The sequence below is a fragment of the Denitratisoma oestradiolicum genome, from assembly GCF_902813185.1.
GTDB classification, from domain to species: domain Bacteria; phylum Pseudomonadota; class Gammaproteobacteria; order Burkholderiales; family Rhodocyclaceae; genus Denitratisoma; species Denitratisoma oestradiolicum.
In genome coordinates this window covers 2,877,689-2,893,627 of the sequence record NZ_LR778301.1, presented here as the reverse complement: position 1 = coordinate 2,893,627, position 15,939 = coordinate 2,877,689, and the positions used below count along the sequence as shown (strand labels likewise).

At 65.5% G+C, this 15,939-nt stretch carries 15 protein-coding genes; 2 read left to right on the top strand and 13 right to left on the bottom strand.

Features of this window, described 5'->3' with window-relative positions:
* Positions 1 to 9 precede the first annotated feature (9 nt).
* On the top strand, positions 10 to 756 hold the full coding sequence (locus DENOEST_RS13055; RefSeq protein WP_145772048.1) for a competence/damage-inducible protein A: 747 nt from the start codon (positions 10 to 12) through the stop codon (positions 754 to 756).
* Between the two features lie 82 nt (positions 757 to 838).
* Here DENOEST_RS13055 and DENOEST_RS13050 read toward each other — a convergent pair whose 3' ends face one another.
* The 5 genes from DENOEST_RS13050 to DENOEST_RS13030 all read right to left on the bottom strand — a co-directional run bounded on the left by DENOEST_RS13050 (position 839) and on the right by DENOEST_RS13030 (position 4,331).
* Positions 839 to 1,384: a phasin family protein gene (locus tag DENOEST_RS13050; RefSeq protein ID WP_145772049.1), complete on the bottom strand. Its 546-nt coding sequence runs from the start codon at positions 1,382 to 1,384 to the stop codon at positions 839 to 841.
* 286 nt (positions 1,385 to 1,670) lie between these two features.
* Positions 1,671 to 2,258 (bottom strand): lipopolysaccharide transport periplasmic protein LptA, encoded by a 588-nt coding sequence (gene lptA, locus DENOEST_RS13045; protein WP_145772050.1) that lies wholly within the window; start codon positions 2,256 to 2,258, stop codon positions 1,671 to 1,673.
* Positions 2,255 to 2,830, bottom strand: a complete 576-nt coding sequence (gene lptC, locus DENOEST_RS13040) for an LPS export ABC transporter periplasmic protein LptC (protein ID WP_145772051.1) — start codon at positions 2,828 to 2,830, stop codon at positions 2,255 to 2,257. Before lptC ends, lptA begins: the two co-directional genes overlap by 4 nt.
* Entirely contained in the window at positions 2,827 to 3,348 is a 522-nt protein-coding gene (locus DENOEST_RS13035; protein ID WP_145772052.1) for a KdsC family phosphatase, read from the bottom strand. The genes lptC and DENOEST_RS13035 overlap by 4 nt, the downstream gene beginning before the upstream one ends.
* The gene (locus DENOEST_RS13030; protein WP_145772053.1) at positions 3,348 to 4,331 is read right to left on the bottom strand and encodes a KpsF/GutQ family sugar-phosphate isomerase; all 984 of its coding nucleotides are present in this window, start codon (positions 4,329 to 4,331) and stop codon (positions 3,348 to 3,350) included. The genes DENOEST_RS13035 and DENOEST_RS13030 overlap by 1 nt, the downstream gene beginning before the upstream one ends.
* Positions 4,332 to 4,392: 61 nt before the next feature.
* On the opposite strand from DENOEST_RS13030, the gene DENOEST_RS13025 reads away from it, so the two are divergent.
* The gene (locus DENOEST_RS13025) at positions 4,393 to 6,369 is read left to right on the top strand and encodes a monovalent cation:proton antiporter-2 (CPA2) family protein (RefSeq protein WP_145772054.1); all 1,977 of its coding nucleotides are present in this window, start codon (positions 4,393 to 4,395) and stop codon (positions 6,367 to 6,369) included.
* A gap of 15 nt (positions 6,370 to 6,384) precedes the next feature.
* Here DENOEST_RS13025 and DENOEST_RS13020 read toward each other — a convergent pair whose 3' ends face one another.
* The 8 genes from DENOEST_RS13020 to DENOEST_RS12985 form a co-directional block, all read right to left on the bottom strand.
* Positions 6,385 to 7,068 carry a prepilin-type N-terminal cleavage/methylation domain-containing protein gene (locus DENOEST_RS13020; RefSeq protein WP_145772055.1) on the bottom strand — a complete coding sequence of 228 codons (684 nt, stop codon included), beginning with the start codon at positions 7,066 to 7,068 and terminating at the stop codon, positions 6,385 to 6,387.
* 218 nt (positions 7,069 to 7,286) lie between these two features.
* Complete coding sequence (locus DENOEST_RS13015) at positions 7,287 to 8,150, bottom strand: prepilin-type N-terminal cleavage/methylation domain-containing protein (RefSeq protein ID WP_145772056.1); 864 nt, start codon at positions 8,148 to 8,150, stop codon at positions 7,287 to 7,289.
* Positions 8,151 to 8,326: 176 nt separating this feature from the next.
* Positions 8,327 to 10,519 (bottom strand): L-type lectin family protein, encoded by a 2,193-nt coding sequence (locus tag DENOEST_RS13010; RefSeq protein ID WP_145772057.1) that lies wholly within the window; start codon positions 10,517 to 10,519, stop codon positions 8,327 to 8,329.
* A 3-nt stretch (positions 10,520 to 10,522) separates the two neighbouring features.
* Entirely contained in the window at positions 10,523 to 10,936 is a 414-nt protein-coding gene (locus DENOEST_RS13005) for a hypothetical protein (protein WP_145772058.1), read from the bottom strand.
* The gene (locus DENOEST_RS13000; protein ID WP_145772059.1) at positions 10,933 to 11,538 is read right to left on the bottom strand and encodes a hypothetical protein; all 606 of its coding nucleotides are present in this window, start codon (positions 11,536 to 11,538) and stop codon (positions 10,933 to 10,935) included. The genes DENOEST_RS13005 and DENOEST_RS13000 overlap by 4 nt, the downstream gene beginning before the upstream one ends.
* Positions 11,535 to 13,025, bottom strand: coding sequence for a hypothetical protein (locus DENOEST_RS12995; protein WP_145772060.1), 1,491 nt, complete (start codon positions 13,023 to 13,025; stop codon positions 11,535 to 11,537). The genes DENOEST_RS13000 and DENOEST_RS12995 overlap by 4 nt, the downstream gene beginning before the upstream one ends.
* A complete protein-coding gene (locus tag DENOEST_RS12990) occupies positions 13,025 to 14,227 on the bottom strand; it encodes a type II secretion system F family protein (protein WP_145772061.1) in 1,203 nt (400 codons plus the stop codon). The genes DENOEST_RS12995 and DENOEST_RS12990 overlap by 1 nt, the downstream gene beginning before the upstream one ends.
* Complete coding sequence (locus DENOEST_RS12985; protein ID WP_145772062.1) at positions 14,227 to 15,933, bottom strand: GspE/PulE family protein; 1,707 nt, start codon at positions 15,931 to 15,933, stop codon at positions 14,227 to 14,229. The genes DENOEST_RS12990 and DENOEST_RS12985 overlap by 1 nt, the downstream gene beginning before the upstream one ends.
* Between the last annotated feature and the right edge of the window lie 6 nt (positions 15,934 to 15,939).

The following is a 15,939-nucleotide window of genomic DNA, read 5'->3' as shown; positions in this document are numbered from 1 at the left end:
GAGCGACCCATGGGCTTCGGCGCCTTGATCATCGGGGATGAAATCATCCGTGGCAAACGTCAGGACAAGCACTTCCCCAAGCTGGTGGAACTGCTGGCGGCTAGGGGCCTGGTGCTGGACTGGGTGAGCTATCTGGGGGACGACCGGCCCCGCCTGGTGGAGACCCTGAAACGGAGTCTGGCCGGGGACGACGTGGTTTTCAGCTTCGGCGGTATCGGCGTGACCCCGGACGATCACACCCGCCAGGCGGCGGCCCAGGCCGCCGGCGTACCCCTGGTGCTGCACCCCGAGGCCGAGGCGGAAATACGTGCCCGCTTCGGTGTCGAGATCACGGCCAACCGCCTGCAACTGGGGGATTTCCCCGCCGGTTGCCGCATCATCCCCAATTCCTTCAACCGCATTCCCGGCTTCAGTGTCGGGGATCATCACTTCGTGCCGGGCTTTCCCCAGATGGCCTGGCCCATGGTGGAGTGGGTGCTGGACACCCGCTATGCCGACCGCTTCCATCGCCGCGACGAGACCGAGCAGGCCATCCTGGTCTGGGAGGGCCACGAGGGCATGCTGCTGGAACTGATGCGGCGCATCGAGCGGGATTACCCGGGCATCGTGGTCTTCAGCCTGCCCAGTTTCGGCGACGAAACCCAAGGCCGCCATGTGGAATTGGGGGTGCGGGGCGCTCACGCCCAGGTGGCGCCGGCCATGGCCGAGATTCGCGCCGAAGTGGCCGGGATGAGTCTGGCCTTCTCCGAAAAATAGATAAAAAAAACCCCAATCGTGAGATCGGGGTTTGAAACCGTCCCATTGCGGGGCGGAGGAGGAGACAAACTGGTTACGCGATTCAGGCGGCCTTCTTCGTCTTGGCGGCGGCCTTGACCGTGGCGTTGGTGGCGGCGGCCACGTTGGCTTCGGTGATCTCGGCAACCTGACGGGCAGCCTTGGTCACGCTGTCGTAGGCGGAGTTGGCGGCAGCCATGGCGGACTTGACGGCGGCCACGGCCACGTCGGAGCCGGCGGGGGCATTCTTCGCGGCCAGATCCAGCACGTTGCCGACATTCTTGTTCAGTTCGGCATACTGGACTTCCAGAACCTTGCCCAGTTCTTCCTGGGTCTGGCTGGCGATTTCATACACGCTGCGGGAGTAGGCCACGGCCTTTTCCACGGTAGGCTGAGCCAGGGCGGTTTGCAGACCGATCAGTTCCTGGGGATCCTTGGCGCCCAAGAGGGTCTTGGTGTTGGCCACGGCGTCTTCCAGCAGGGAGCGGGCAGTATTCAGGTTGAGTGCGGCCAGACGCTCGGCGCTGGCGAAGGCAGTGTTGGCAACCGTCAGCAGGGTTTCCACGTTGGCTTTGTTGGCAGCGGCGATTTTCTCGGGAATGGCGTACATGATGCTCTCCTGTCAGGAATCTGTCGGTTCAGGTTGAACTTCAAAAGGGCTCGTGGTCACCCACTTCCAACGCCGCGATGTTGCACTGCGGTATGTGTCGAATTATAGGGATGTCGAATCCCTTGTCAAGAACTTTTTTGTGCTTCGCACCATATATTTTTTTATTTATGAATAACAATAAGTTACATATATATTTTGAGGGATTGTACCCCTCCGGAAGGCCTGATTGTGGCAGTGCAAACAAAAAAGCCGCCAGATGGCGGCTTGTCTTGGCGATCCGACGTTATTAATTGGCGGGGTTGGGGGCAGCCACTGGTGCGGAGGGCGAACTTTCTTCGCGGTTCTTGGGATGGATCACGGCCCGTACCCGTTCGGGAGCGGGCTGTTTTCGTGTTGATGGCAGGGTGCTTCCCCCTGGGCCATTGCTGACCAGGTAGGTTTCCGAACGGGCATCGTAGATTACATACTGGCCCCGTACTTCGTCCGAGCCGCTGCGGACCCTGGCGTGCAGGAAAAATTCGGACTTCTCTGATTTTGCGTCGTGCTCGATGCGTTCAGCCTCCCCTTCGATGTACTCGGCGCGGCCCTCGCGTTTCTGTCGGAAATGGGCCAGGCCATTGGGGCCACCGGTGGCGATGCCTTTCTGGTAGCCCTCGGCGTCCTGGGAGACGACCAGCTTGTCGGCACGGATGGTCAGGGTGCCCTGGGTCAGGACTACCTTGCCCTCGAAGACATGAATCTTGCGGGCGTCATCGGCGGTGATGCGGTCGGCTTCAAGATTGACGGGCTGGTTGCGGTCGGCCCGTTCCGCCAGGGCGGGAAGCGCCGGCAGCAAAAGCAGGCCGGCCAGTACGATGGAAATGTGGTGGATCATTGTTTTTGGACTCTCGGAAAGGTTCCCCGGGCACGGCCTTCCAGGATGGCCAGGTTTTCCTTGCCCCGGTATTCGATGCGGTCTCCGGATACTACCGAGCCTCCCTGGCGCAAAGTGACCGGCGTGTTGCCCCGGGCCAGTTCCTCCTCGGGAAACACGGTCAGGGCCTCGGTTTGCAGCACGGTCTGAGGATGGCCGGCGCCTGCGGCCTTGACCAGGCGGACATTGCCCTTGAGGCGGACTTCCTTGCCGTCCTTGTTGAGCCAGGCGCTTCGGGCGTCGATCTGGGTGGGGCGGTCGCCGGTGAAATAGGTCAGTTCGGGAAACGTGACCTCGGTGCTTTCGTCATCTGGAAAGTGATTCATCTGGCGGGCCTTCAGGGTCTGAGTTTTCGTGCCCTGATCATCGAAGCGCTCGACGGTGAAGTTCTCCACCGTGAAGTCGGGATCGTGGCGCTCCTTGGCGCGACGCTTCGGATCGTTGTCGTTGGTGGCACTGGACAGCCAGAAGGTCAGTCCGGCCAGGGCGGCCAGGAGGGCGATGGGAAACAGGGCCGCGCCCGAGCTTCTCATCGCAGATAGCCTTCGAGCAGATCACTGAGGCGGCCCTGGGCCTCAAGGATGAATTCGCAGACTTCCCGAACGGCGCCGTGCCCGCCGGGCTTGCTGCTGACGAAGTCCACATGGCGCTGAACAAAGGGATGGCCGTCGGCCACGCTGGCGGAAAACCCGCAGGCCCGCAGCAGCGGCAGGTCCACCACGTCGTCGCCCATGTAGCCCGCTTGGGAGAAGTCCAGTTGCTGCCCGGCCAGCAGTTCGGCCATGGCGCCGCGCTTGTCCTCGACGCCTTGCAGCAGCAGGTCGATGCCCAGGTTGCGGGCCCGCAGTTCCACGGCACGGGAGTTGCGGCCAGTGATGATGGCCAGCTTGATGCCGCTGCTGGCCAGCATCTTCAGGCCATGGCCGTCCAGGCTGGAAAAGGCCTTCATCTCGTCGCCCTGGCTGGTGAAGTAGAGGCTGCCGTCGGTCAGCACGCCATCCACGTCGAAACCCATCAACCGGATGCGGCTGGCCTTGGCTTTGGCATCCATCAGATCACCTTGGCCCGGAACAGGTCGTGCATGTTGAGGGCGCCTTCGAGCCGGCCGGCGTCATCCACCACCAGTAGTTGGTTGATCTTGTGCAACTCCATCATCTCCACGGCTTCCACCGCCAGGCGGTTGGCGCCGATGGTGCGGGGCCGGCGGGTCATCAGTTCGCCGACGCTGACGGTGCGCAGGTCGCCCAGCCGCTCCAGGGCGCGGCGCAGGTCGCCGTCGGTGAACACTCCCTGCAATCTGTTGTCGCCATCCAGAACGGTGATCAGGCCCATCTTGCCCCGGGACATGGCGAGCAGGGCCGCGGGGATCAGGGTGTCCTCGTCGGCACGGGGGATCTCGGCCAGGGGTCGCATCACATCGGCCACGTGGGTGAGCAGCTTGCGCCCCAGGGCGCCACCGGGATGGGAGCGGGCGAAGTCCTCGGCGCCGAAGCCCCGGGCATCCAGCAGGGCCACGGCCAGGGCGTCGCCCAGGGCCAGGGCCGCCGTGGTGCTGGCGGTGGGCGCCAGGTTGAGGGGGCAGGCTTCTTCCCTCACTCCCGCATCCAGATGTACGTCCGCTTCCTGGGCCAGGGAGGATGCCGCGTTGCCGGTGATGGCGATGAGTCGCCCGCCCTGGCGCTTGACCAGGGGAACGACGGTGAGCAATTCATCGCCTTCGCCGGAATTGGAAAGAGCGATCAGCACGTCCTCCCGGGTGATCATGCCCAGGTCGCCGTGGACGGCCTCGGCGGCATGGACGAAGTAGGCCGGGGTGCCGGTGCTGGCCATGGTGGAGGCGATCTTGCGGGCGATGTGTCCCGACTTGCCGATGCCGCTGACGATGACCCGGCCATGGCAGGAGAGGATCAATTGCACCGCCTCGATGAACGCGCCATCGAGGCGTCCCGCCAGGGTCTGCACCGCCTCGGCCTCGATGCCCAGGACGCGCCGGGCCAGGGCGAGGGTATGCTCGTTGGAAATCGTTGGGGTCATGGCGGGGGCCGGTTATGATTGAGGCGGATTATAACCAGGCCCCCGGGCCCCATCGGCACCCATGACCTCTGCTTTGCAAATCATCCTGCTGCTGCTGGCCGCTGCCGTGCTGGTGGTGACCCTGTTCCGTTCCTTCAATCTGCCGCCGGTCCTGGGCTATCTGATGGTGGGGGTGGCGATCGGCCCCCATGCCCTGGACCTGGTGCCGGACCCTGCCTTGGCCGGGCATCTGGCGGAATTCGGGGTGGTGTTCCTGATGTTCTCCATCGGCCTGGAGTTCTCCCTGCCGCGCCTGTACAGCATGCGACGCATCGTTTTCGGCCTGGGTCTGGCCCAGGTGCTGGCGACCCTGGCCGTGGTCATGGGGGGGGCGGTGCTGCTGGGGCTGGGCTGGGGCACGGGCTTCGCCCTGGGGGGAGTGCTGGCCATGTCCTCCACGGCAGTCTTGTCCCGGCTTCTGGCCGAACGCCTGGAGCTGGATTCCCGCCATGGCCGGGAGGTGATCGGGGTGCTGCTGTTCCAGGATATCGCCGTGGTGCCCCTGCTGATCATGGTACCGGCCCTGTCCCAGCCGGCGGGCCTGATGGCTGAAACCGTGGGCCTGGCCCTGCTCAAGGCCGCCCTGGTGCTGGTGGTGGTGATCTTCCTGGGCCAGCGACTGACCCGGGGCTGGTTCTTCCTGGTGGCAAGGCGCAAGTCCTCCGAGCTTTTTGTGCTGAACGTGCTGCTGTTTACCCTGGGCCTGGCCTGGCTGACCGAACTGGCGGGGCTGTCCCTGGCCCTGGGGGCCTTTGTTGCCGGCATGTTGATTGCCGAGACTGAATACCGCTACCAGGTGGAAGAGGACATCAAGCCCTTCCGGGATGTGCTGATGGGGCTGTTCTTCATCACCATCGGCATGTTCCTGGATCTGGCGGCGGTGCTGGCTCATCTGCCCTGGGTGCTGGGCAGCCTGGTCCTGCTGCTGGGGGGCAAGCTGGTGCTGGTGGGCGGCTTGTCACGACTCTTCGGCACCACGCCGGGCTCCGCCCTGCGCAGCGGCCTGTGGCTCTGCGCCGGCGGCGAATTTGGCTTCGTGCTGCTGGTCCAGGCCCGGGGCCTGCTGTCGCCCCAGGTGGAGCAGGTGGTGCTGACGACCCTGGTGTTGTCCCTGATGCTGGCGCCTCTGCTGGTGCATTTTTCCGATCGTATTGTGTTGCGCTTCGTGGCGTCGGAGTGGCTGTTGCGTTCCATGCAGCTGACCCAGATCGCCGCCCGTTCAATGGGCGCGGAAAAGCATGTGATCCTTTGCGGCTATGGTCGCACCGGCCAGCACCTGGCCCGCATTCTGGAGCCGGAAGGTTTTTCCCTGATGGCCCTGGACCTGGACCCGGAGCGGGTGAGAGAGGCTGCCGCCGCCGGCGAACCGGTGAGCTACGGCGACTGCACCCGGCGCGAGACCCTGGTGGCGGCGGGCATCGTCCGTGCCCATGTGCTGGTGATCACCTTCGCCGACCGGGCGGCGGCCTTGCGGGTGCTGCACCATGTTCGCGCCCTGCGCCCGGACCTGCCCGTGGTGGTGCGGGCTGCGGAGGAGCAGGATGTGGAACGGCTGACCGAGGCCGGCGCCACCGAGGTCATACCCGAGGCCCTGGAGTCCAGCGTGATGCTGGCCACCCATGCCCTGGCCCTGCTGGGGGTGCCGATGTCCAAGGTATTGCGCCGGCTCAGGGAGCTGCGGGAGCATCACTACGGCCTGTTGCGGGGCTTCTTTCATGGCGTCGGCGATAGCAGCGACGCCGAGGACGAGGCCGGCTTGCCCCGTCTTCATGCGGTGACCCTGGGTGAGGGCGCCCATGCCATCGGCCTGACGTTGGATCAACTGGCCCTGGACGAATGCGGCTGCACGGTGTCGGCGATACGCCGGCGGGGCCAGGGCCGGGCCCGCAATGACATGACGGCCGCTCCCCTGACCGCAGACGATGTGGTTGTATTGCTGGGTACCCAGGCCGCCCTGGCCGCCGGGGAGGAACTCCTGCTGCGGGGCGCGCAGGAATAGTGGGTCCTCGCCGGGTCACAGGCTCTTGCACAGCAGGTACTGGTTGTTGCCGGTCTCCACGTAGGCATCGGTGGTCCCTGGCGCTGTGTTCGAGACTGGGTCCTCGATCGGACTGGGGCCTGTCTGGTGCTTGGCCCGGATTTGGCCGATCAGGGCATTGCCGTCGTCCAGGGCGCCGTCCACGGCGATGGCGACCTTGTCCGGAAGATTGGAGAGGCAGACGATGTTGCCGTTGAAGCCCATGCCCCGGGTCTGGATGCCGGTCAGGCCCCCCGCCGCATTGGCGGGAGGGTTGCCGCTGCCGGGGCCCGAGGCGGGGCCGGGGATGAAGCCGGCCAGGCGCAGATGCTGCCAGAACAGCAGGGTTTCCTGGGCCGCACCGGGAGCGCCGGCAGTGTTGTCGCCGTAAGCGCCGTCGAAGCGGCCATCTCCGGGATTTGTGGCGACGGTGGTCAGCGTGTTGCCCCCGCTGTCCTGCCAGCGTCCGGCGGCGGCAGGATCATCGCCGGGGAGGGCGCGGTAGCGGTCCTGATAGGTCTGGATGGCTGTGGTGACACCGTTGAGGTCGTTGATGATGTTCCTGATTTTGGCCTGGGTGATCAATTCCTGGCCCTTCAGCACACCACCCAGGAGGAGGCCGATGATGATCAGGACGATGGCGATCTCGATCAGGGTGTATCCGTCTTGCTTACGCGGCATCTTTATCTCCTTTGCAGGCTTGGATGAACAGGCGGGATTAGCGTGAAACGCTGAACAATCTTGTGAAACATCACAATCACCCCCCTCGTCACCCCGGCGCAGGAACGTCACCCCGGACCTGATCCGGGGCCGGGGTCCAGATCGATGGCCCACTGGATTCCGGCCTGCGCCGGAATGACGGGTTTCAACATCAAGGGTGGCGCCTGCTTCCATGAGCGTCAGGGCAGCCGTCCGGCGGCGATCAGGCGGTTGAAGAGCACGTGCTGGGATAGCCAGACGACGACATCGTCGAATTCACAAGGGGGCCGGGCCTCGTTGCCGTCGTCGCAGCCCCTGGTGTCCGGGGCGGGAATGGTTCTGACGATCTTGATGTTGCCGATGCTGGCATTGGTGGTTTCGTCGCTGTTCTCGGGGGGCGGCGCCGGGGCCTGGCGGCTCCCGTCGGCACTGATCCCGCCGTAGCGGTTCTTGCCGGCGGAAATGATCACGGCCGGCACCTGGCTGGCCATATTGATCAGCGTCCTGGACTCCACGGTTCCGGTGGTCGCCGGATCATCGCCCCGGGTTCTGAGGGTGATGTCGCCGCTGGCCGACAGGTTGATGCCGGCGTGGGTGCTTACTATTGGGCCGTCACCGCAGACACCTTCATGAACCGTAATGGTCTGGACGATAAAGGGTGAGCTGACCCGGTAGCGGTAGCGGCTGCTCCAACTGTCAGCAGCGGGCAGTCCCAGGGTGGCGAAGGGCAGTCCCCCTTCGCAGGCGCCGCCGACGCAGCGACCCACGCTACGGGTGCATAGTCCGCTGGATGGAACGCCGACTGCGTCCACTGCCGTGGCGTCGCAGTTTTCCAGACCGTCCCGATCGCTGTCTGGGCAGGGCAGCCGGCTCTGGACCAGGGCGAAACCGATCAGGGCCTCGCCCGCGGTCTCCATGGCCTGGGCCGTCTCCCGCTGGGCACGGGCATCCTGCTGTATGCCCAGAGGCAGCAGCAGACTCCCAAGCAGCAGGCTGACGATGACCAGAACCACCGCCAGCTCGGTGAGGGTGAAGCCTCGGGGGGCCAGGGCCGGGGGATTCATCGGACTACCCTCCCCCCGGCCCCCTCCCCGGGGGAGGGGGTTCGCGGAGCGAACCCCTTGGGGAACTGGAGAACCCTCCCCCCGGCCCCCTCCCCGGGGGAGGGGGTGACGACGGTTCGCCGCTCCGCGGCTCCGGATACTGACTTGCGCCCCTTCGGGCGGCCGTGCGGGGCGTCTCATTGGCCGTGGAACAGGAAAAAGGGAATCGCGATGGACTGCCTGCCGCCACTGCTGGCGGCGTTCTGTCCATTGGTGAAGCCAACGACGATCCGGGCCAGGGCTTCGCCATTGATGGCATCGTCGCTCAAGGGGATGTCGATCTGTTCGATGGTTGGTTTTTGCAGGCAGAGTTCGTCGAGGGGGAGCGCCAGGTTGCGGAACGCGTCCACGCCGCAGGTGGGCTGGTAGCTGGCGGTGGCGGCTTCCGCGCCGAATACGGTGGACACATAGGCTTTCAGGCTCAGGCGAGTCAGGGTTGCTGCGGCGTCGCGGTGCTTGCGGGCATCGATGCGAACGTGGATATCCGTGCTCAGGGGCAGGGCGCCGCTATAGGGCAGGTGGCTGTCGGAACTCTTGACGGTGGCGATGCCGGGAGGGCTGACCAGCAGGTTGCGGGGATTGATGGGCTCGATGTCGCTGCCGAGGGTCCCCGCGTTGTGGATGTTGTCGTCGTTGCTGCTCGCTGCGCTTCCCCAGTAAACGAAGGCCATGTGATCCACCGCCGGATCGTTGCTGGCTGCCTCGGAACGGGTATCGATTTCCAGACCGAACTTTGGGGGCGCGATGCCTGTGCCGGCGTAGCCCAGGTGGGCGCCCGTGGTGTCGCCGCAGAGGGTGCCGGCGGCGGGACTGTTATTGGCGGCGTCGGCCACGACGAAGACGAAGCCTTCACCGGGATCGTCGATGCGAAAACGGAAATAGGCGCTCATCCGGCTCTGGAAAGGAAGGGCCGTCGGATACCAGACGCAGCCGCTGCCGCTCTGGGTGGACAGGGCATTGCCCAGGGTGGCCGTAGCGGCAGCGACCTGAAGGGTAGCCTCCGGTAATTCGGGTGAGGACACCTGGACAATGACACTGCCCATATCCCGGGCCGAGGAAACGAAGCTGCCGGGCACCAGACAACGGCCCAGGTCGGCCGAGGGACGGGCGGCGGCGTAGTGGCTGGCGCCGACAAAGCTCATAGCGGTGCTGTCGAGCATGGGCAGGGCGCCGTCGCTTTCAAAATAATTGGGTAGATAGGCGTTGCGGCTGGTGGATGCGACGGGGGGCTGCTGCCGGGTGGGGCGTGGCCCGCCGTCTACGGATCGGCCGCTGAACAGCAGGGCGCCCCGGCACTGCCGGCCGGCGATGGCGAGGCAAGGGGTGGCGGGCCGCAGATCGCTGCAGATGACATAGCGGAACTGGTCGCTCCAGTTCTTCCAGTAGGCGGTGTAGTTGTCGTCTTTCAGGGCCGCCAGGGTCGGCGGTTCGCCTATCCATTTGCCGGTGTATTGCCCGTAGGCTCCCTGCTGGGCGGGGCGGGCGCTGACCGGTGCGCCGGCCGGGGTATTGGCGGCAAGATCGTTGCCGATACGGGTCTCGATGGCCTTTTGCGCCATGTCGATCAGGGTGTTGAGCTGGCCGGTGGGGACAGCCTCTGGAAGGTTCCAGAAGTCCTGGCGCCGGGTGATGGAGGCAAAGATTTCCCGGGGCTTCAGGGCCAGCCATCGGGCCGGATGGGCGTCGTCACCGGGCTGAGCATGGAGGGTGCCATCGACGATGGCGCAGGCCGTGCTGGGCAGGCTGCCGCAGGGCGCGTCGGCGCTACCAAAGACGGGCGTCGGGAGTGGTGCATTGGCGGCGACCAGCACCGCCGCTGCGCCACCGTCGGCATCCTCGGGGTCGGTGAGACTATGTCCCAGGCCGTCCATGAGGGCGATGGCGCCCCGGGTGTCCCAGTTCATCGGCGTGGTGGGAGGATTGTTCTTGAAGCCACCGGCGACGATGTACCAGAGGCGGCCATTGGCCTCGTCCAGGGCTTCCGGCAGGCGTAGCGTCTTGTGGGGCAGCAGGCCCACCACTGCCTCTCCGGCCCGGCCGCAACTGCCCTCGGCATAGCCGTCCCCATCCAGGTCCGGACAGGGCAGGTAACCGAAGACCTGTTTGGGATGCTGGTCCCGGTAGGTGGTGGCGTAACCCAGCAGGGCCGCCCGGGCCTGGACCAGGGCGCGCTGGGTCCGGTCCCCTCGAACCAGGCCCAGGCGCCGGGGGTCCCCCTGGTTGACTACGGCATAGAGCATGCCCAGGGTGATGAGGGTCAGTACCAGGACCAGGGCATATCCCCGAGGAGCACCCGGGGTTTTCGGCAGGGTCCGGGGCCGATGTGTCATGGGCTAGGGCTGCGGAGCGCGATGGACCGTCACTGATCCGCTGTTGATGGAGTCCCGTATTGCTCCGTTGGCTCGATCGATGGATTCGCCCACCTTGACCGGAATGGCTGCCGCGCCCTGTACGCGCAGCAGCAGGCGTTCCGGATGCCGGGGCACCAGCCGGGCCGAGATGTCCGGCGTGTCGCCATGAAGCAGCCGGCCGTTGAGCCAGAAACTCCGCCGGCCGTCGCTGCCCTGGACGCTGCCCTCCAGGTTGAGGCTATCCCCTATCGGGTTCTGGCCCTGGGGTTGGCGCGCCAGGGCCTGACGTTGGGCGGGGGTGAAAAACAGGCGGCCCAAGGCCTGGTCTTCCTGGCCCCCATGGAGGGGCAGGGGCAGGTTCAAGCACAGGACCCAGAGCAAGGTGCGTCTGTTCATGGGCGTTTCTCCCCCAGGGTGATCCATTCCAGTTCGCAGTTCGCCTCCAGCGTGGCTGGAGGCGTCTGATCCGGGGTGGGGGCACGACTGCGTTCGAGCACGCAGCGGCGCACCCGCAGGAGGGCCGAGGCCTGGTCACGGAGCGCGTCGAGGAAGTCCAGCAGTTCGCCTTCGTGACGCGGGCGGATGCGCAATTTCATGGGGCTGGACAGGGCCTGATAACCGCTGGCGGGGAACGCGTCATCCGGCAGGGCATGGGGCGGCCCCAGTTCGTATTCAAGCCCGATCAATGAGTGTTCCTGGCTGAGCGCCCGCAGTTCCTCGACCCAGTCCAGAGGCCGCTCCCGGCCCAGGATGCCCCGCGCGGAGAGCTGCTGGAAGCGGGCGATGCTTTCCCGCCACCACAATTCTTCCTCCCGGATACGGCTCACCTTGTCGGCGATCTCCCGCTGGGCCGTTGCTGTCGCCGTTAGCGCCCTCTTGGCCTGCCGGACGCTGTCGGCCATGAGGCCGGCTCCGGTGACCGCCAGCGCCACCAGAACCAGAAAAAGCAGAAGATCGCCCCCCAGACGCCGGAAGTCGTCGAGTGCGATGCCGCTCATGGCAGTCTTCGGGCGATGCGAACCACCAGGGGCGGGAGTTCGACGTTGGCGCTGCCGGTGAGCACACCACTGGGCGCCGGGTGTGGGGGCTGGATATGGACATCCAGGGCGCCATCCCTGGCCAGGTGCGTCTTCAGGGTATCGAGGGTTTGCCGCCGGGCTTGAGGGTCGCCGGCCAGGCGGATGTCCACCCTGTCGATGACGAAAGCATTCCCCGGGCCGGGGCCGGCGGATTGCGGATGGTCGCCCGCCTGTTCCAGGGTATCGGCCAGGAACCAGTCGATGCGTTGCAGTTCCACCTGAGGCAGTTGTTCCAGGGCCTGGCCCAGCCTGACATGGAGATCCCGGGGGGAGGGCGAGTGACTCACCAGACTGTCATGGCGGGCAATCAACACCTTCAGGCGGTCGGCCCCGATGGGCAGCGGCGGCAGGGTCTTGAACATGGCCTCATGGGTCTGCCGGGCGCTTTGCTCCCGGGTACGCAACCGGGCCGTCTGTTCCCGCAGATCGCGGATTTCCAGGGCCTGGACCAAGGAAAATATCAGGGCTGCGGCCGACAGCATGGCCCCGGCGGCGCGCAGGCCCAGCCGCCATTGATGAAGGCGAAAAAAGCGCCGTTCCGCCCTGGGGGCGAACTGGGGGACATCGCTCCGGCTGGCCAGCCAGTGCAGGAACAGCCCTTCGCTGCCGGAATCCTCCAGCTTCGTCTTGAGCCCCGCTTCCCGTGCCCGGTCCTGAAGATTTACCAGGCCGAAATGCAATTGCTCCGAGTCCTGGCAGTGCCGACGAACATCCTCCATCTGGTCCGGGTGGGCCAGGATCAAAACCTGGAGGGGTGTTTGCCAGTCGAGCAGGTCCTGTCCCCGCAGGTATTCGTGAATCCGGCCGGCTTCCCGGACGCAGACACGGGCGAGTTCTCCGCCGGTCCCGGTGCTCGATGGGGTGAGGCGGGAAAAGCGGAACTGCCCGTCCGTGAAGAAACTCTGCCGCAGGCCCCCCCGGCTCAGGGTCAGCAGCAGGACAGGGGCTGGCGACAGGATGTCCGGCAGGGTGCCGGTCAGCAGGGCGGCGGAGTGGATGCCGGCCAGCCGGGTTTCTGCCGCGCCCATGAGGGTCCGCCAGGGCTCGAAGTCCTCAGGGTGAGTGAAGGCGGCGCAGAGGATGGTCTCGTCCCGGCGCCCGGCTTCCCCTCGGCCCAGGGAGACGCCGGTCACCAGGGGGGTGTCGTGAAAATGCTGGCTCAGGCGGCGGTTGATCAGGGCTTTTCGGTCCCTGCCACGCACCGGCGGGATGTGGTCGATGCGGAAGGCTTCCTCCGGCAGGTCGGCCAGCAGCCGGAAGACCGATCCGGCATGGCGGCGGAGATAGGCCTCGAAGGCAGTGGAGTCATCGGCGGCAAAGACCTGTTCCATTACCAGGGTGCCATCGCGCCAGCGGTAGGCGCGCATCCCGCCGGAGTCGAGATGGAGCAGGTGGCAGCAGGCCATTATATCCGGACTTTCGAGATGCTGTCGTAGATGGGGCCGAGCACCGCGAGCATGACCCAGCCGAGCAGGATGCCGATTATCAGGGTCATCAGCGGCTCGATCATGGCCTGCACCCGCTCGATGGATTCCCGCACATCCCGGTCGTAGAAATAGCCGACGTTGGCCAGAGCCTTGTCCAGTTGGCCGGTGTTCTCCCCCACCCGCAGCATGCGGATCACCAGGGGCGGAAACAGGTCGGCGTTCTGGAAGGCGGTCGTCACGTTCTGGCCGTCGGCGATCATCCGTCCCGCCTGGGCCAGACCTTCACGAATGACGGCATTGCCGACGATGCCTTCGGTGATCCTGATGGCGTCCAGGATGGCGATGCCCGAGGCGTACATCATGGCGAAGACGCTGGCAAAGCGGGCCAGGATGATCTTGCGCAGGATGTTGCCCAGCAGCGGCAGCCGCAGCTTGCAGGCATCGAGGCGGTGCCGTGCCTGGGGATCGTAGTGGAGGACGGCGGCCAGCAGGGCGAGCAGGGCCAGGAGCGTTGCTCCGGCCAGATGGCCGTAATTCGAGACGACATCGGAGAGGGCAATCAGGATGCGGGTTTGCATCGGCATCTGCTGCCCCATGGCTTGAATGAAGCCGGCCATCCTGGGGACCAGGTAGATCATCATGAACAGGAACACGGCCAGGACCACGGTGCCGAGCAAGGCCGGATACATGAGGAGCTTCCGGATGTGGGCTGCCAGTTCGTCCTGCCATTTGAGGGATGCGGCCAGATTCCCGAGCACCTCCGGTAGGTGGCCGGTGATTTCGCCGGTCCGGATCAGGCTGGTGAATATGTCATCAAAGGCACGGGGGTGCATTGCCATGGCCTGGGACAGGGTTCGGCCTCCCTGGATGCTCTCGATCATGCTGGCGACGATGTCCCGGAATCGACCATGGGGAAGGCTGTCTTGCAGGTCCGTCAGCCCTTCGAAGAGGGGGACGCCGGCCTGTGCCAGTTGTTCGAGATGGAAGCAGAACTTGATCAGCTCCCGGCGCGAGACACGGGTTCGACGAGGCAGGCGCAATTCGGTCAGGGGGCGTCCATTGATGAAGTCGACGTTCAGTCGCTTGAGGCGTGCTTCCAGGTCGGCGAGATTGCCGGCGTCCAGCCGGCCCTGCACGATGCGGCCGAAGGCGTCCATCGCCCGGTAGGAATAGAGTGCCATCACATGCGGTCGGTGAGATCCACGACGCGGCCGACTTCGTCCAGGGAGGTCGTGCCGTCCAGTACCCGGCGCAGTCCTTCCTCCGCCAGGGGGCGGAAGCCTTTTGCCAGTGCGCTGGCGAGAATCTCCCGGGCCGTGGCGCGGCGGGCGATCAGCTCATCGATGTCGCCATCCAGACGGAGCATTTCCATGATGGCGAAGCGGCCCCGATAGCCCTGGAAACCGCAGGCGGCGCAGCCGACCGGACTGTGGATGACGGGATCGGCCTGTTCGGGAGTGAGACCCAGCAGCCGCCGCGCTCCCGCGTCGGGGCCATGGGGCCGGCGGCATTGGATGCAGAGCCGGCGCAGTAGTCGCTGGGCGACAATGCCGATGATGTTGCCGGCCATGATGTCGGGCAGGATGCCGATGTCCAGCAGGCGGGGAATGGCGCCGATAGCGGAATTGGTGTGCAGCGTCGAATACACCTGGTGGCCGGTCATGGCGGCCTGAAAGGCCATGTCCGCGGTTTCCCGGTCGCGGATTTCACCCACCAGGATCACGTCCGGGTCCTGACGCATCATGGAGCGGACGCCGTTGGCGAAATCCAGCCGGGTGGCCTCGGAGACCGATGTCTGCCTGAGCATGGCCATGGGATATTCAACCGGGTCTTCGAGGGTCATGATGCTGATCCCTTCCCGGTTGATGTGATTGAGCATCGAATACAGGGTGGTGGTCTTGCCGCTGCCGGTGGGGCCGGTGACCAGGATCAGACCTTCGGGGCGGGCGCTCATCCGTTTCAGCGTATCGAGCTGGGATGCCTCCAGGCCCAGATGATCCAGGGGCACGATGCCCTTTTGCCGATCGAGGATGCGCAGGACGATGTTCTCGCCATGGATCGTGGGTTGGACCGCGACGCGGAAGTCCACCGGGTGGCCGCTGACGTTGAGAGAAAGTCGTCCGTCCTGGGGGGCGCGGCTTTCCGCGATATTCATGCCGGCAATCACCTTGAGGCGCACGGCCATGGCGGGCCAGTAGGATTTGTGCAAGGCGCGGATCTGGCGCAGGTGGCCGTCTATCCGGTAGCGGATGCGCAGGAAACCGGCCTCCGGCTCGAAATGGATATCCGAGGCTTCTTGCCGGACCGCGTCGGTGAGCAGGGCGTCGATGAGCCGGACCACCGGCTGGCTGTACTCATCCATGGGCGCGGCGGCCAGCGATCGGTAATCGATTTCACCGGTCTCGATTTCATGGAGGACGCCGTCGATGGAAAGTTCGTGACCATAGTGCTGGTCGATGGCCCGCAGGATTTCCTGCTCTCCCGCCAGCAGGGACTCGATGTGCAGTTCGTGATCAACCAGCGTCCGCAGCTTGTCCAGGGCCAGGATGTCATTGGGCCGGGCCATGGCCACGGTGAGCCGACGCCGGTCGGGGGCGAGGGCAAGGGGCATCAGGTCGTGGCGCTTGGCCAGGCTGCGAGGGACCAGTTCCAGGGCGGCGGGCTCGATGGTCGCTCGGGAGAGATCCACCGCGGCCTGACCCAGGGCCAGGCTCTTGGCATCGCGTAAGGTGGCCTCGGAAACGAAGCCCAGGCTCACCAGCAGCCGGCCCACCGTCTGGCCGGATTTCGATTGCTCCAGCAGGGCGATGCGAAGCTGATCGGTGCTGATCAGGCCCTGGCTGATCAGCATCTGACCGACAGGGTGGTCTGCGCTGGGGGCGTTCATGATTGT

Bases quoted from the DNA above. Each gene is read 5' to 3' on its own strand.
- lptC (WP_145772051.1), bottom strand. From the start codon at position 2,830: ATGAGAAGCTCGGGCGCGGCCCTGTTTCCCATCGCCCTCCTGGCCGCC.
- DENOEST_RS12985 (WP_145772062.1), bottom strand. From the start codon at position 15,933: ATGAACGCCCCCAGCGCAGACCACCCTGTCGGTCAGATGCTGATCAGC.
- DENOEST_RS13055 (WP_145772048.1), top strand. From the start codon at position 10: ATGGGCTTCGGCGCCTTGATCATCGGGGATGAAATCATCCGTGGCAAA.
- DENOEST_RS13025 (WP_145772054.1), top strand. From the start codon at position 4,393: ATGACCTCTGCTTTGCAAATCATCCTGCTGCTGCTGGCCGCTGCCGTG.
- lptA (WP_145772050.1), bottom strand. From the start codon at position 2,258: ATGATCCACCACATTTCCATCGTACTGGCCGGCCTGCTTTTGCTGCCG.
- DENOEST_RS13005 (WP_145772058.1), bottom strand. From the start codon at position 10,936: ATGAACAGACGCACCTTGCTCTGGGTCCTGTGCTTGAACCTGCCCCTG.
- DENOEST_RS13000 (WP_145772059.1), bottom strand. From the start codon at position 11,538: ATGAGCGGCATCGCACTCGACGACTTCCGGCGTCTGGGGGGCGATCTT.
- DENOEST_RS13050 (WP_145772049.1), bottom strand. From the start codon at position 1,384: ATGTACGCCATTCCCGAGAAAATCGCCGCTGCCAACAAAGCCAACGTG.
- DENOEST_RS13010 (WP_145772057.1), bottom strand. From the start codon at position 10,519: ATGACACATCGGCCCCGGACCCTGCCGAAAACCCCGGGTGCTCCTCGG.
- DENOEST_RS13015 (WP_145772056.1), bottom strand. From the start codon at position 8,150: ATGAATCCCCCGGCCCTGGCCCCCCGAGGCTTCACCCTCACCGAGCTG.
- DENOEST_RS13035 (WP_145772052.1), bottom strand. From the start codon at position 3,348: ATGGATGCCAAAGCCAAGGCCAGCCGCATCCGGTTGATGGGTTTCGAC.
- DENOEST_RS12995 (WP_145772060.1), bottom strand. From the start codon at position 13,025: ATGGCCTGCTGCCACCTGCTCCATCTCGACTCCGGCGGGATGCGCGCC.
- DENOEST_RS12990 (WP_145772061.1), bottom strand. From the start codon at position 14,227: ATGGCACTCTATTCCTACCGGGCGATGGACGCCTTCGGCCGCATCGTG.
- DENOEST_RS13030 (WP_145772053.1), bottom strand. From the start codon at position 4,331: ATGACCCCAACGATTTCCAACGAGCATACCCTCGCCCTGGCCCGGCGC.
- DENOEST_RS13020 (WP_145772055.1), bottom strand. From the start codon at position 7,068: ATGCCGCGTAAGCAAGACGGATACACCCTGATCGAGATCGCCATCGTC.